At 38.0% G+C, this 14,363-nt stretch carries 16 protein-coding genes; 13 read left to right on the top strand and 3 right to left on the bottom strand.

All coding sequences use genetic code 11. From position 1 onward, the window contains the following. Window positions 1-130: 130 nt before the first annotated feature. Together nadE and AB1284_RS17300 are read left to right on the top strand one after the other, a co-directional pair. Window positions 131-871 carry an NAD(+) synthase gene (gene nadE / locus AB1284_RS17305; protein ID WP_429753740.1) on the top strand — a complete coding sequence of 247 codons (741 nt, stop codon included), beginning with the start codon at window positions 131-133 and terminating at the stop codon, window positions 869-871. A gap of 95 nt (window positions 872-966) precedes the next feature. Further along, complete coding sequence (locus tag AB1284_RS17300; protein WP_429753741.1) at window positions 967-1,671, top strand: YhcN/YlaJ family sporulation lipoprotein; 705 nt, start codon at window positions 967-969, stop codon at window positions 1,669-1,671. 18 nt (window positions 1,672-1,689) lie between these two features. Here AB1284_RS17300 and AB1284_RS17295 read toward each other — a convergent pair whose 3' ends face one another. Beyond that, window positions 1,690-1,851 (bottom strand): hypothetical protein, encoded by a 162-nt coding sequence (locus AB1284_RS17295; protein ID WP_429753742.1) that lies wholly within the window; start codon window positions 1,849-1,851, stop codon window positions 1,690-1,692. Window positions 1,852-2,396: 545 nt separating this feature from the next. Between AB1284_RS17295 and AB1284_RS17290 the strand changes: the two genes are divergently transcribed. The 7 genes from AB1284_RS17290 (at window position 2,397) to yajC (ending at window position 7,427) form a co-directional block, all read left to right on the top strand. Beyond that, window positions 2,397-2,927, top strand: a complete 531-nt coding sequence (locus tag AB1284_RS17290; RefSeq protein WP_429753743.1) for a BofC C-terminal domain-containing protein — start codon at window positions 2,397-2,399, stop codon at window positions 2,925-2,927. A 165-nt stretch (window positions 2,928-3,092) separates the two neighbouring features. Continuing rightward, complete coding sequence (gene ruvA / locus AB1284_RS17285; RefSeq protein ID WP_429753744.1) at window positions 3,093-3,710, top strand: Holliday junction DNA helicase RuvA; 618 nt, start codon at window positions 3,093-3,095, stop codon at window positions 3,708-3,710. Between the two features lie 5 nt (window positions 3,711-3,715). Beyond that, window positions 3,716-4,717 carry a Holliday junction branch migration DNA helicase RuvB gene (gene ruvB, locus AB1284_RS17280; RefSeq protein WP_429753745.1) on the top strand — a complete coding sequence of 334 codons (1,002 nt, stop codon included), beginning with the start codon at window positions 3,716-3,718 and terminating at the stop codon, window positions 4,715-4,717. Then, the gene (locus AB1284_RS17275; protein ID WP_429753746.1) at window positions 4,714-4,914 is read left to right on the top strand and encodes a DUF2905 domain-containing protein; all 201 of its coding nucleotides are present in this window, start codon (window positions 4,714-4,716) and stop codon (window positions 4,912-4,914) included. Before ruvB ends, AB1284_RS17275 begins: the two co-directional genes overlap by 4 nt. Window positions 4,915-4,932: 18 nt before the next feature. Further along, complete coding sequence (queA, locus tag AB1284_RS17270) at window positions 4,933-5,985, top strand: tRNA preQ1(34) S-adenosylmethionine ribosyltransferase-isomerase QueA (protein ID WP_429753747.1); 1,053 nt, start codon at window positions 4,933-4,935, stop codon at window positions 5,983-5,985. Between the two features lie 14 nt (window positions 5,986-5,999). After that, complete coding sequence (gene tgt / locus AB1284_RS17265) at window positions 6,000-7,139, top strand: tRNA guanosine(34) transglycosylase Tgt (protein WP_336481789.1); 1,140 nt, start codon at window positions 6,000-6,002, stop codon at window positions 7,137-7,139. 27 nt (window positions 7,140-7,166) lie between these two features. Continuing rightward, entirely contained in the window at window positions 7,167-7,427 is a 261-nt protein-coding gene (gene yajC / locus AB1284_RS17260) for a preprotein translocase subunit YajC (RefSeq protein ID WP_429753748.1), read from the top strand. Between the two features lie 44 nt (window positions 7,428-7,471). On the opposite strand, the gene AB1284_RS17255 is transcribed toward yajC, so the two are convergent. Further along, window positions 7,472-7,858, bottom strand: coding sequence for a TIGR04086 family membrane protein (locus AB1284_RS17255; protein ID WP_429753749.1), 387 nt, complete (start codon window positions 7,856-7,858; stop codon window positions 7,472-7,474). 114 nt (window positions 7,859-7,972) lie between these two features. Here AB1284_RS17255 and AB1284_RS17250 point away from each other — a divergent pair, with 114 nt between their 5' ends. Further along, window positions 7,973-8,620: a DUF421 domain-containing protein gene (locus AB1284_RS17250; protein ID WP_429753750.1), complete on the top strand. Its 648-nt coding sequence runs from the start codon at window positions 7,973-7,975 to the stop codon at window positions 8,618-8,620. 31 nt (window positions 8,621-8,651) lie between these two features. Here the strand turns inward: AB1284_RS17250 and spoVB are convergent, their stop codons facing one another. After that, on the bottom strand, window positions 8,652-10,211 hold the full coding sequence (gene spoVB, locus AB1284_RS17245) for a stage V sporulation protein B (RefSeq protein WP_429753751.1): 1,560 nt from the start codon (window positions 10,209-10,211) through the stop codon (window positions 8,652-8,654). A gap of 121 nt (window positions 10,212-10,332) precedes the next feature. On the opposite strand from spoVB, the gene AB1284_RS17240 reads away from it, so the two are divergent. The 3 genes from AB1284_RS17240 to AB1284_RS17230 all read left to right on the top strand — a co-directional run bounded on the left by AB1284_RS17240 (window position 10,333) and on the right by AB1284_RS17230 (window position 14,111). After that, the gene (locus AB1284_RS17240) at window positions 10,333-10,617 is read left to right on the top strand and encodes a post-transcriptional regulator (protein WP_336482014.1); all 285 of its coding nucleotides are present in this window, start codon (window positions 10,333-10,335) and stop codon (window positions 10,615-10,617) included. Between the two features lie 105 nt (window positions 10,618-10,722). Beyond that, window positions 10,723-12,987: a protein translocase subunit SecDF gene (gene secDF / locus AB1284_RS17235; RefSeq protein ID WP_429753752.1), complete on the top strand. Its 2,265-nt coding sequence runs from the start codon at window positions 10,723-10,725 to the stop codon at window positions 12,985-12,987. Window positions 12,988-13,217: 230 nt separating this feature from the next. Next, complete coding sequence (locus tag AB1284_RS17230; RefSeq protein ID WP_429754433.1) at window positions 13,218-14,111, top strand: cation diffusion facilitator family transporter; 894 nt, start codon at window positions 13,218-13,220, stop codon at window positions 14,109-14,111. The last annotated feature ends 252 nt before the right edge of the window (window positions 14,112-14,363 follow it).

Here is a 14,363-nt window from a genome sequence, read left to right as displayed (position 1 = left end):
GGGTGTCAAGGAGCCGTTCTTTTATACAGAACGGCTTTTTTTGTGAAAATCTGTTTGGAAATTCGGAAAAGATTAGATAATATAGTAAAATGAGTACAAATGAATCCTGCTGAGAAAGGAAGTAGCAGAAATGGAACAAAAAATTGAAAAACTCATTGAGTGGTTACAAACGAAAGTAAAAGAGGCAAATGTAAAAGGTCTTATTGTTGGGATTAGTGGCGGCATTGACTCTGCTGTTGTAACGCATTTAATTAAACGTGCATGTCCAAATGATTCTTTAGGGGTTATTATGCCTTGTAAAAGTAATCCAAAAGATCAAGAGGACGCATTAAAAGTTGTAGAAAGCTCTGGAATTGATCATTATATCGTTGATTTAACAGAGACACATAAAACATTATTTGGTGCAGTAGAAGAACAACTGAAGTCAAATGGAAAATGGGATGAAGAACGTGCGACATTAGGTGATGCAAATACACGTGCTCGTCTTCGTATGACAACATTATATGCTGTTGCAAACAATTTTGGTTACCTTGTTGTTGGGACAGATAATGCGGCAGAATGGCATACTGGATATTTCACAAAGTATGGCGATGGCGGTGTAGATTTAGTACCTCTTGTTCATTTCACAAAAGGTGAAGTACGAGAAATGGCAAAAGCATTAGGGGTGCCAGATGAAGTTATACATAAAGCACCAAGCGCAGGTCTTTGGGAAGGCCAAACAGATGAAAATGAAATGGGTACAACATATAACATGATTGACAAATATTTAAAAGGTGAGGAAGTTCCTGAAAAAGATCGTCTTATCATTGAGCGTCTTCATGCCCGTTCAGAGCATAAGCGTCATTTAGCAGCAGCACCTCCGAAATTTTAAGTAAAATACTGACAGTGTAAAAACCCCCTTTGTGACTCATTATAAGAGGGAGCTTTTCGAATGAAAAGTTCATTCTAACAGAGGGGGTTTTTGTATTGAACAAACAAATTAAGCTTATTGCTGCTTCTTTGTTAGTTACCAGTGCGTTAGCTGCATGTGGTACACCTAAAAAAAGTGCAATGGATCGTAATGCTACTTATAATTACCAACGGACAGCGTATGAGAATACCGTTCCGTATACAGATAATGTGACACGTACAGATCGTACTACAGATTATGTCACATACCGTAACAATGCAAGAACGGACGATTACGGAAATGTAAAGTATTCAAAAATTAATAAAGACATTCATAATACTCGTAATAACGTTGGATACAATTATTACCGCGATGTAAATTATCACGGACAAATAACGAATCCGTATCCAACTCGTAACGTTACGATGAACAACTCCTATGTTAACAATGATGGTAAAACAGCTGAAGCTATTACTAATCGTGTAAAGGGTATGGCTAACGTGGAGCGTGTTTCTACTGTTGTGCGCGGTAATGATGTTGTCATTGCAGTAAAATCTCGCAGTGGAACAGATGAAAAAGCATTAACAGATGACATTCGCAAAGCTGTTGCACCGCTTGTTAACAATCGAAATGTCTATATTACAGCAAAAGAAGATATGTTTACTCGTGTTGACACAATTAGCACAAGTCTTCGAAATGGAACAGTTACAAACAATTTAAATCGTGATGTAACAAATCTGTTTCAAGATCTTCGTACGAATGTAACTAATACGGTGCGATAATGAGAAGAAGGGGAAATGTTATTTCCCCTTCTTTTTATTTATGTAATGTATCGATTTTTCTGTTAGTAAATGTATATTTTCGATGCAGTCTAATTGAAGTTCATCTTCTAATAATCCTGTATTAATTGTACTATAATGTTTTTTTGATTCAGATAAATCTGTGATAAGTTGATTCGACATTTTTGAAATTCTCCTTTTCTAGAGAGGGCGTTTAGGGTTACAGTGTAGTATTGTAGAAGAATTGGTAGGTAAAATCGGCAAAAGACATGCTAAAATAGGCAGTATCAAAAGTAGTATAAAGGTGGTTATTCATTTCCTTCTTGCTTTCTTGTGCGGTTAATGTTATATTAACAAAGCGATGAGCTAATTTACGTAAGACGAGAGATATGCTTAAGTGCTAAACACGCGGATGTGGCCGCCTGGTCTCTCGCCGTAAAACGCATCAAGACGCCTGCATGACAGGCGTCTTTCTTATTATATAGAAAATTGTAGCGGAGTAAGATGAAAATCTTATTCCGCTTTTTTGTTAGTTATCTTTTAAACGTGATTCTTTGTAGGAAAGAATTTATTCTAGTCAACTCCGTTTTTCGTATGGTCTAGCTTCGCTTCCTAACTCCTTTCGTCTAAGTGGATTAACAGTGCCACTTTTCTGAGGGATAAAACTTCTATTTTCGGTCAAACTGTAAATAGAAGTTTTTTATTTTCCCTAAAAGAGGTGACAGCATATGAAATTCATGATTATTGCAATGCAGATTGTGCTAGCTGTGTTTTGTTTTTATCATGAATCGAGTGTAGCATCGGCAGAGAGTTCGGATAATGCAGTGGAACAGGAACCTCAAATTACAATCATGTTGCAGCGTATATATTTAGACGGGGAAGTGAGTCAGGAAATTTTTAGAGACAAGGTTGTGCACTTAGAAAAGCTTTTGGAACAATATAAAGAGTGGCAACTTGTTGATCGAGACGATGTACAAGTTGTATTGCAAAAACGCATTGATGATATTTCGCCGTTATTAAAAACAAGCGGTTATTTTGGGGTTTCGAAAGAAGGAATTCTCCAAATTTTTAACGGTGTACCCGAAACCGATAATGTCATTCATTCCTTTTTTCAAATTGATATGAAAAAGATGGAGAGTTATCAGCGCGAACGGTTGAAGCGCGGGATTCGAGTGAAATCGAAAGAGCGATTTGTGGAAGTAATGAAAGATATGGAACAGTATTATATGAGTAATGGAAACAGCCGTAGCTTAAAGTAGCTACGGCTGTTTTCTTATCATTTTTATGCTATTCATTCTTTGAGAGTACTCAGTCAATATGAAAAGGAAAAGATAGGATAGAGAACATTTGTTGGGGGAATCTCGCATTTATATCGTTATTTATGTTAAAATGGAATACATGATTTGAGAGGGAGAGATACAGTTTTGTTTGAATATATTACAGGTTATGTGGAATATGTAGGACCGGAATATGTTGTTCTTGACCATAACGGAATGGGCTATCAAATTTTTACACCAAATCCGTATGTATTTCAAAGAAGTAAACAAGAACTTCGCGTATATACATATCATTATGTAAGAGAAGATATCATGGCCCTTTACGGATTTAAAACACGTGAAGAGCGTTTATTATTTACAAAACTTTTAGGTGTATCGGGGATTGGACCAAAGGGAGCGCTTGCGATTTTAGCTTCTGGTCAAACAGGTCAGGTTGTACAAGCGATTGAACATGAGGATGAAAAATTCTTAGTTAAATTCCCAGGTGTTGGAAAGAAAACAGCGCGTCAAATGATTTTAGATTTAAAAGGGAAATTAGCAGATGTTGTGCCGGATGCCTTTGTTGATCTATTTTCAGATGAAGAGCGTTTCGATGAGAAAAAAGGAACATCTGCGGAGCTTGATGAAGCACTGGAAGCACTTAGAGCGCTTGGATATGCAGAGCGAGAAGTCTCTCGCGTCGTGCCAGAATTATTAAAAGAATCACTTACGACGGATCAATATATTAAAAAGGCACTTAGTCTTTTACTAAATGGTAAGAGGTGAGTAGAATGGACGAACGTCTTGTCTCGGGAGAGTCCGTATATGAAGATGTGGACTTAGAATATTCGTTAAGACCACAAACGCTCCGTCAATATATTGGGCAAGATAAAGCAAAACATAATTTAGCAGTATTTATTGAAGCTGCAAAAATGCGTGAAGAAACGTTAGATCACGTCTTATTGTATGGGCCGCCAGGACTTGGGAAAACGACATTAGCAAACATTATTGCGAATGAAATGGGCGTGAATATTCGTACAACATCAGGACCGGCAATTGAACGGCCAGGTGATTTAGCAGCGGTATTAACGGCGCTTCAACCGGGTGATGTTTTATTCATTGATGAAATTCATCGTCTGCATCGCTCCATTGAAGAAGTGTTATATCCAGCGATGGAAGATTTCTGTCTTGATATTGTAATTGGGAAAGGTCCAACAGCGCGCTCTGTTCGGCTTGATTTACCTCCGTTTACATTAGTTGGTGCAACAACGCGTGCAGGTGCATTATCTGCACCGCTTCGAGATCGTTTCGGTGTATTGTCTCGTTTAGAATATTACACAGTTGATCAGTTATCAGCCATTGTAGAACGTACAGCAGAAGTGTTTGGAGTTGAAATTGATTCGTTAGCTGCCTTAGAGATTGCAAGGCGTGCACGAGGTACACCGCGAATTGCGAACCGCTTATTGCGTCGTGTACGTGATTTTGCGCAGGTGCGCGGTGATGGAACTGTTACGATGGATATTACGCAAATGGCACTCGAACTACTGCAAGTAGATAAACTTGGATTAGATCATATTGATCACAAATTATTGCTTGGTATTATTGAAAAATTCCGCGGTGGTCCAGTTGGATTAGAAACAGTTTCAGCAACGATTGGGGAAGAATCTCATACAATTGAAGATGTGTATGAGCCGTACTTACTGCAAATTGGCTTCCTGCAAAGAACACCAAGGGGTCGTATTGTTACACCGCTTGCATATGAACATTTCGGAATGGAGATGCCTGGGGTTTGATGGATATGTCAAAGCTGCTCATTACGGCTGGCATTCTTTTAATTGTTGTGGGATTAGCTTGGAAGCTTATAGGAAGGCTTCCAGGCGACATTTTTGTGAAAAAGGGAAACGTTACCTTTTATTTTCCTATTGTTACGTGTATTGTGATAAGTATTGTATTATCTTTTATTATGTATGTCATAAATCGATTTAAATAGAAATAGGTGAACTTAGTTATGGATATTAATTTGTTTGATTTTCATTTACCAGAAGAACTTATTGCACAAGTACCGCTTGAAGATCGTGAAACATCAAGATTAATGGTGTTAGATCGTGAAACGGGTGAGATTCAGCATAAACATTTTACTGACATTCTTTCTTATTTACATGAGGGCGATTGTTTAGTTTTAAATGAAACGAAAGTGATGCCTGCGCGTTTGCACGGTGTAAAAGAAGATACAGGTGCACATATTGAAGTGCTTTTATTAAAGCAAGAAGATGGAGACACTTGGGAGACGCTTGTTAAACCTGCAAAACGTGTGAAAGAAGGAACGGTAATTTCTTTTGGTGAGGGAAAACTAAAAGCAACATGTGTCGGAGCTGGTGAACAAGGTGGCCGCCATTTGGAATTTTCTTATGATGGTATTTTCTATGAAATTTTAGATGAGCTTGGTGAAATGCCACTTCCTCCATATATTAAAGAAACGCTTGAAGACCGCGATCGTTATCAGACGGTGTTTGCACGTGAAGTTGGTTCAGCAGCGGCGCCAACAGCGGGACTTCATTTTACAGAAGAACTGCTAGAAAAGTTGAAGCAAAAAGGTGTTCATTTAGCATTTATTACATTGCATGTTGGACTTGGGACATTTAGACCGGTTTCTGCAGATACAATCGAGGAGCATCATATGCATGCAGAGTATTATCATATGTCAGCGGAAACAGCAGATTTGCTAAACAATGTAAAACAAAAAGGCGGTCGTATTATTACTGTTGGTACAACATCAACGCGTACGCTTGAAACAATTGCAACAGACAATAATGGCAAACTTTGCGCAGCTTCTGGCTGGACTGATATTTTCATGTATCCAGGATATGAATTTAAAGCGATCGATGGTTTAATTACAAACTTCCACTTGCCAAAATCAACATTAATTATGCTTGTGAGCGCATTTGCAGGAAGAGAAAATGTTCTTCATGCGTACAATGAAGCGGTAAAAGAAAAGTATCGTTTCTTTAGTTTTGGTGATGCGATGTTTGTTGCATCTCACTCTAAAGTAGAGAAGAAATAAAAAGGAGCAACAATATGACAGCAATACGTTATGAATTAATTAAAACTTGTAAACAAACAGGAGCACGTTTAGGCCGTGTTCATACACCGCACGGTTCATTTGAAACGCCAATTTTTATGCCAGTAGGAACACTTGCGACAGTAAAAACAATGTCACCAGAAGAGTTAAAAGCAATGGATGCGGGTATTATTTTAAGTAATACGTATCATTTATGGCTTCGTCCTGGTCATGAAATTGTACGCGAAGCAGGCGGTTTACATAAATTTATGAACTGGGATCGTTCGATTCTAACAGATTCCGGTGGCTTTCAGGTGTTTAGTTTAAGTGACTTCCGTCGCATTGAAGAAGAAGGTGTTCATTTCCGCAATCACTTAAATGGAGATAAATTATTCTTATCACCAGAAAAGGCAATGGAAATTCAAAATGCACTTGGTTCTGATATTATGATGGCATTTGATGAGTGTCCGCCGTTTCCAGCGACATTTGAGTATATGAAAAAATCAGTAGAGCGTACGAGCCGCTGGGCAGAGCGCTGTTTAAAAGCGCATCAGCGTCCGCAGGATCAAGGGTTGTTTGGTATTGTGCAGGGCGGAGAATTTGAAGAACTTCGTCGTCAAAGTGCCCGTGATCTTGTTTCAATGGATTTCCCAGGTTATGCAGTAGGTGGTTTATCTGTTGGAGAACCGAAAGATATTATGAATCGTGTGCTTGAATTTACAACACCACTTCTTCCAGATAACAAACCTCGTTATTTAATGGGTGTTGGATCTCCAGACTCGTTAATTGATGGTGCAATTCGTGGTATTGATATGTTTGATTGTGTACTTCCAACTCGTATTGCACGAAATGGTACATGTATGACAAGTGAAGGACGTCTAGTTGTGAAAAATGCGAAGTATGCAAAAGACTTTGGCCCGCTTGATCCAAATTGTGATTGTTACACATGTAAAAATTATTCACGTGCGTACATTCGCCACTTAATGAAATGTGATGAAACATTCGGAATTCGCTTAACGTCTTACCACAACCTGCATTTTCTGTTAAAATTAATGGAGCAGGTGAGACAAGCCATTCGTGAAGACCGTCTTGGAGACTTCCGTGATGAGTTCTTTGAACAGTATGGCTTTAATAAACCGAATGCTAAAAATTTCTAATACATAATAATTAAGGAGGAATAAAAGATGAATCCAGGTATGATGAATATTATCATGATTGTTGCGATGTTTGCGATTTTCTACTTCTTATTAATTCGCCCGCAACAAAAGCGTCAAAAGGCAGTAGCACAAATGCAAAGTGAACTGAAAAAAGGCGATGCAATCGTAACAATCGGCGGCATGCATGGTACAATTGAATCTGTAACTGATACAACAATCGTGATTAAATCTGGTGGTTCACACCTTACATTTGATCGCAGTGCGATTCGTGAAATTGTAAAAGGTTAATGAAAAAAAGCTGTCCCAAAAGTATTACTTTTGGGACAGCTTTTTTAATATGTTGTACGCTTGCCAATATTGACTCCGAGTATGCCTCCAAGTGTACTTGCCGCTATAATCACGAGTTGATATAGAAGCTGTGCCTTTGATAACGCCGATGAAAAGCCTAAATAATTTACAAGAAATACGAGAATGGCAAATATGACTCCAGTGGATCCACCGACAAACCAACCTTTTCCCTGCGCTTTTACCCCAGCAACAAATCCAGCAATTATTGTCGACATAATTGCGAGGACAAAAAGTGCGATGGATAAAGTTCCTTCATTTATGTTTGTAAACTTCAATAATAAAGCAATGATGATACTTGCTAGGCAAGCGAAGATAAGTAAGGTAACGATGCCGAATCCAACTGCAATTGATAATTTTTTCGTTCCATCCATAGAGCATCTCTCCTTTCTAATACAAGCATATTTCTTGTTTTGCTAAGTTAGACTAGTTTCTTTTTGTACGGGGAAACTAATATATAGAAATTGAAATGAGAAAGGAAATGAAAGATGGAACTAGTTCAAATTATCTTTCGAACAATTGTCTTATACAGTGTAATGCTCATTATTTTTCGTCTAATGGGAAAACGTGAAATTGGTGAATTGAGTGTTTTGGACTTAGTCGTTTTTATTATGCTTGGTGAAATGGCAGTTATTGCAATTGAGAATATGGATAAGGCAATGTGGCATCAACTTGTTCCGATGGTGCTTATTATGATCATTCAAATTGCTTTATCTTTTGTCTCGCTAAAAAGCCAGCGTCTTCGTCATATATTAGAAGGGGAGCCGGCTATTATCGTGCACGAGGGGAAAATCGATGAGAAGCAAATGCGTAAACATCGTTACAATATGGATGATTTGCTTATGCAATTACGTGAGCAAAGTATCGGTGATATACGTGATGTAGAGTATGCAATTTTAGAACCATCAGGAAGATTATCGGTGTTTGAAAAGCAAAAAAGTAAAAATGATACACCATTATTTTCGGTTCCGCTCATTATTGATGGAGAAATTCAGAAAAAACACTTATACATGATGGAACATACCGATATATGGCTGGAAGACAAACTAAAGAAATTAGGGTATAAAGATATTGAAAATATTTCATATTGTAGCTTTCAAAACGGCCAGTTTTTTGTTGATTTAATAGATAAATGAAAAGTTGCTCCTTAAAATAGGCAGCAACTTTTTATTTAAAAAAAGAGAATCTACGAATAATAGGTAATCGAAGTAATTCTTCTTTTCTAATAAGGCGAAAAAGGATTAACAGAAATATATATAGTGTCGTAGTGGATAGTACTTCCCATAATGTTTGCTTGCCAAGTGAAGGGGAGAAGATGATGTGCTTATGTATGTAGTAACCTGTTCCTCCAGCAATGATCATGGAAAATAATCCGTATACATAATCTTTTATATAAATAGTAAACGTAATCTTTTTTAATACCGTTGCATAGTGAAGTAAAGTAACTGTCACGATATTGGCTGCAATTGCAAGTGCCACACCCATCATTTGAAATTGCGGCTGTGAGGCAAGGACGAAAATAACAAGTAATTTCACAATCGCTCCGATAAATGTATTCATCATGGCAGCTCGCGCTAAATTTAGAGCTTGTAATACAGATGTCAGTGGTCCCTGAAAATAGTGAAATAAAAAACAAGGTGCAAGTACTTGAATAAAAAGGGTCGCGCTATCGGAACCATACATAAGCGTTAAAATAGGTGAAGCGAATACGTATAAAATAACAAAAGACCATCCTCCTGTAATAAGAGAGATGCGCATTGCTTGCTGTAATCTACGCTCTACTAAACGGTGCTGCTTTTTAGCGTTTGCTTCGCTAATGGAAGGAACAAGCGCTGTTGAAAGAGCATAGGTAATAAAAGCTGGCAAAGACAAAAGTGGAAAGGCATACCCATTTAATATACCGTATTGCTTTGTTGCAATAGAGGCTGTAACTCCGGCCATTGCTAAACTTTGCATGACAACAATTGGTTCAAAAAAGTAAGAAATGGATCCGATTAAACGGCTTCCTGTTGTAGGAAGTGCGATATCCATTAAAGAATAAAAGGTGTCTTTGCTTTCTTTTACGGTACTTACAAAACGAGATCGAATGGAAAGATGTTTTTCTCTTTGAAACAACGTTAATAGGAATAAAAGGGAAGCGACTTCTCCGAGTACAGCAGATAGCATTGCACCCGCTGCAGCGTATTCCACTCCATATGGTAAGAAAAGGCGGATGCATACTGCAATAATTGTAATGCGAACGACTTGTTCTAGCACTTGTGCGTAGGCGCTCGGTTTCATGTTTTGTTTCCCTTGGAAATAACCACGAAGCACAGAAGAAACGGCAATAACAGGCACAACGGGTAAAATGGCGATTAATGGATAATAGGTTCGTTTATCGGTTAGAAATGTTTCTGCTAACAAAGGTGCCAGAAGCATAATTCCGGCTGTTAATAGAATACTAATGACCGAGGTGATAGCTAATGAAACAGTTAATATTTTTTTAACTTGTTGCTTATCATGTGTAGCCTCTGCTTCAGCGACCAGTTTTGCAATGGCAACCGGGAGACCGATTTGTGTAATGGTGATAGCTAATATAAATGTTGGAACGGCCATCATATATAATCCAACACCTTCTTCTCCTAAAGTGCGTGCCATTACAATACGGTTAATAAATCCTAATATTTTCGTGATAAAACCAGCTAACATTAAAATAAAAGCACCTCGTAAAAAGGTTTGTTTCGTCATAATTTTCTCCTACCTTCTCAAAATCAATGGAATGATTTACAATAATTTATATGCATCTATAAGGCAAGCATGACAAGCATTTGAAATGAGGAACGTGAGATCAGAAGGAGATGAGCTGGAAGTGGTTGGGAAAGAAGAGTTAATAGAAGCGTATCGGGAACAGTTAAGAATCGTCTTAGAAAGCAAGGTAGAAGAGTTCCAAATGCTCGGCTATGATCGCGTTACAATGGAAGACGTTTGGAAATGTTTAAAGACTCGAAAGTGGAAAAAAGTAGATAGTGATGTCAGATTGTATGAGCTTGTAAATGACGTGTTAACGTTAACAGCTAACGATTATATGACATTTTTAACGATGAAGGCGTACCAAGCACCGCTTTGGTCATTTGAAGAATATGAAAATAAATAATAGGTTGTAATTGGTTTGTTCTTCCTCTTGCAGTATAATAATGAGTATTGATAAAGAGGTAATTTTGGAACAATGGCCTTTGTTCAAAGGAGGAACAAGAAACATATGGCAAAACGAAGCAGTAGAATCGTTGCCTTTTTCCTCGTTGTGTTATTAATTGGAGGAATCATTGGAGCAACGACAAAAAACATTACAAAAGGAATTAACCTCGGGCTTGATCTTCGGGGCGGCTTTGAAATTTTATATGAAGTAAAGCCAGCGAAAAAAGGAGATAAAGTTACAAAGGATACTCTTGTGAGTACGGTTGGTGCACTCGAAAAACGTGTAAACGTTCTTGGTGTAAGCGAACCGAATATCCAAATTGAAGGAAATGATCGCATTCGTGTGCAGCTTGCTGGAGTAAAAGATCAGCAGCAAGCGCGAGATGTGTTATCAACGCAAGCGAAATTAACATTTCGTGATGTAAATGATAACATTCTTATGGATGGTTCTGATTTAGCGACGGATGGAGCAAAGCAAACGTTCGATGAACAAGGCCGTCCAAGCGTTAGCCTAAAATTAAAGAGTGCTGATAAGTTCCGTGCAGTAACTCAAAAAGTATCTAGCATGCCGCAACCAACAAATTTAATGGTGATTTGGCTTGATTTTGAAGAAGGAAAAGATTCTTACAAGGCAGAAGCAGCGAAGCCAAAGCCAAAATATTTATCGGCAGCTACTGTTAGTCAAGTATTTAATCAAGCGGAAGTATCTATTGTTGGTGGAAACTTTACAGTAGAGAGCGCAAAACAACTTTCAGAGTTGTTAAATGCCGGAGCACTTCCTGTTGATTTAAAAGAAATATACTCTACTTCTGTTGGAGCAAAATTCGGAGAGCAAGCATTGCAAAAAACAATTTTTGCAAGTGCGATTGGTATCGCTCTTATTTTCTTATTTATGCTTGTATTCTATCGTCTACCAGGTCTTGTAGCGGTAATTATGCTTGGTTTATATATTTACATAACGTTACTCGTATTCAATTGGATGCACGCTGTTCTAACATTACCGGGTATAGCGGCACTGGTGCTCGGGGTCGGAATTGCGGTTGATGCAAACGTTATTACATATGAAAGACTAAAAGAAGAATTGCGCATCGGAAAATCGATGTTATCAGCATATCGCGCAGGTAATCAGCGTTCGTTATCAACGATTTTAGATGCGAATGTTACAACGCTTGCAGCAGCAGTTGTCTTATTTGCATACGGTAATAGCTCTGTGAAAGGATTTGCGACAAGTTTAATTGTAAGTATTTTCGTCGGCTTTATTACAAATGTTTACGGTACACGTTTCTTACTTGGCTTACTTGTTAAGAGTCGTTACTTTGATAAAAAATATTCTTACTTTGGTGTAAAACCGAAGGAAATTATTCCGTTATCAAAAGGTGTAGAACATGCACCAACGAAATTTGACCGTGTTAACTTTGTTAATATTGGACATAAGTTTTTCTGGTTCTCTGTTGTTGTGATGATTCTAGGTGCGATTATTTTACCAATCTTTAAGTTGAATCTTGGGATTGACTTTGCAAGCGGTACGCGCATGGACATTAAAACAAATCAAGCCATAACGGTTTCACAAGTACAACAAGAGTTACATGATTTAAAAGTAGATGTGAAGAAAGAAGATATTGTGCCGACAGGTAATGATAATAAAGGATTTGCTGTTCGTACAATTGGTGTACTATCAAAAGATGATATTGCGAAAGTAAAAACATTTTACCATGATAAATATGGTGCAGAACCGAACGTAAGTACAGTTTCTCCGACAATCGGAAAAGAAATTGCACGAAATGCACTTATTGCAGTGCTAATTGCTTCTCTTGTTATCATTTTATATGTGAGTATTCGTTTCCGCTTCACATATGCGCTATCGGCAGTGTTAGCACTTCTGCACGATGCATTCTTCATTATCATTGTGTTTAGCTTACTTCACTTAGAAGTTGATCTAACATTTATCGCAGCAGTGTTAACGATTATCGGTTATTCTATTAATGATTCGATTGTTACGTTTGACCGAAACCGTGAGTTATACAAACAGAAACAAAAAATTCGTACTGTAAGTGATTTAGAAGAGATTGTGAATTCTAGTATTCGTCAAACAATCGGTCGTTCTATTAATACGGTCATGACAGTGTTACTACCTGTTATTACATTATTAATTTTCGGCAGTGAGTCATTGCGAAACTTCTCAATTGCATTATTTGTCGGCTTAATTGTTGGTACGTATTCTTCTGTTTTCGTTGCATCTCAAATTTGGTTGATGCTTGAAAGCCGTCGTTTGAAAAAAGGAAAAGGTCAGAAGAAAGTTGAAGTAAATACGTCTGAACCGCAAGTATAAGTAAAGTCGCTTAAACTTGAATAAAAAGAGATGCCTAATTGTAGGCATTTCTTTTTTGTTCCGGGATAAAATAAAGTGAAACTTCCTTCTGGAACGTTTTTTTCCAGAAGGTTAGTTGAACCAATCGGGCACTTAGGAGAAATTAGTCCCCACTTCTCTTCTTCGATTTCACTAAGCTTGATCGTTAGTGCGGGATAAAATATAGGTTGGCGAAAGAAAGGATTGCGGTTATGGAAAAAGATGAACGTTTTAAACAAGCGGAGTTTGGTGCGATTGTTGGAATTATTGGTAATATTTTACTCGCGATTATAAAGGCGATTATTGGATATATTGGAAATAGTAAAGCGCTTATGGCGGATGCTGTACATTCCGGATCAGATGTTATTGGTTCGTTAGCGGTTTTATTTGGGCTGCGTGCAGCAAAGCAACCGCCTGATGACGATCATCCATATGGACATGGAAAAGCGGAATCGATCTCAGCGATTATCGTAGCTGTTCTTTTATTTATTGTCGGAATTGAAATTGTTATCTCTTCTATTAAAGCTTTTACACAAGTGCTAGAGCCACCGCGCTGGATTACTGTGATTGCTGTGCTTCTTTCGATTGTTGTGAAAGAAGGGATGTTCCGCTACAAATATAAGTTAGGTAAAAGGATAAAAAGTGATGCCATTATTGCAAACGCGTATGAGCATCGTTCGGATGTATTTTCATCATTTGCGGCTTTAATTGGGATTGGAGCGGCGATTATAGGAAGTAAAATGGGGGTAGATTGGCTTGTATATGCCGATCCAGTTGCCGGTTTATTTGTATCTTTACTCGTTATAAAAATGGCTTGGGATATTGGAAAAGAAGCGATTCATACAACGTTGGATCATGTACTTCATGAAGAAGATATCGTTCCGATGAGGGAAGCCGTTATGCAAGTAGAAGGGGTAAAGAAAATAGGTTCGCTATACGCAAGAGAGCATGGACACTATGTTATTGTTGATATTAAAGTGTCTGTTGATCCGTACATTACGGTAGAAGATGGACATCGCATTGGTAAACATGTGAAAGAGGTGCTCATGCAGCAAGATCATGTGCAAAACGTCTTCGTACATATTAATCCATATTCTCCGGATTAATATATAAAGTGGTAGTTCATACAGAGGAGGAACTGTCCCTAAGAGCCTGATAGGTTCGACTAACTATTTTCGGGGAAGGGCGACCAAAAAGAAGTCTCACTTTATCTCGCTCAAACGGGCAGTAGAATGTAGGAACGCCAAGGAGAAGGACTGTCCGTAAGAGCCCGATTGGTTCGACTAACTATTTTGGGAGAAGTGCGCTCCCAAAATAGAAGTCTCACTTTATTGTCACCCCTTAGTCTGTCTAGTATA

The organism is Bacillus sp. S2(2024) (genome assembly GCF_050474045.1).
Lineage (GTDB): Bacteria > Bacillota > Bacilli > Bacillales > Bacillaceae_G > Bacillus_A > Bacillus_A yunxiaonensis.
This window is presented reverse-complemented; position numbering and strand designations above follow the sequence as displayed.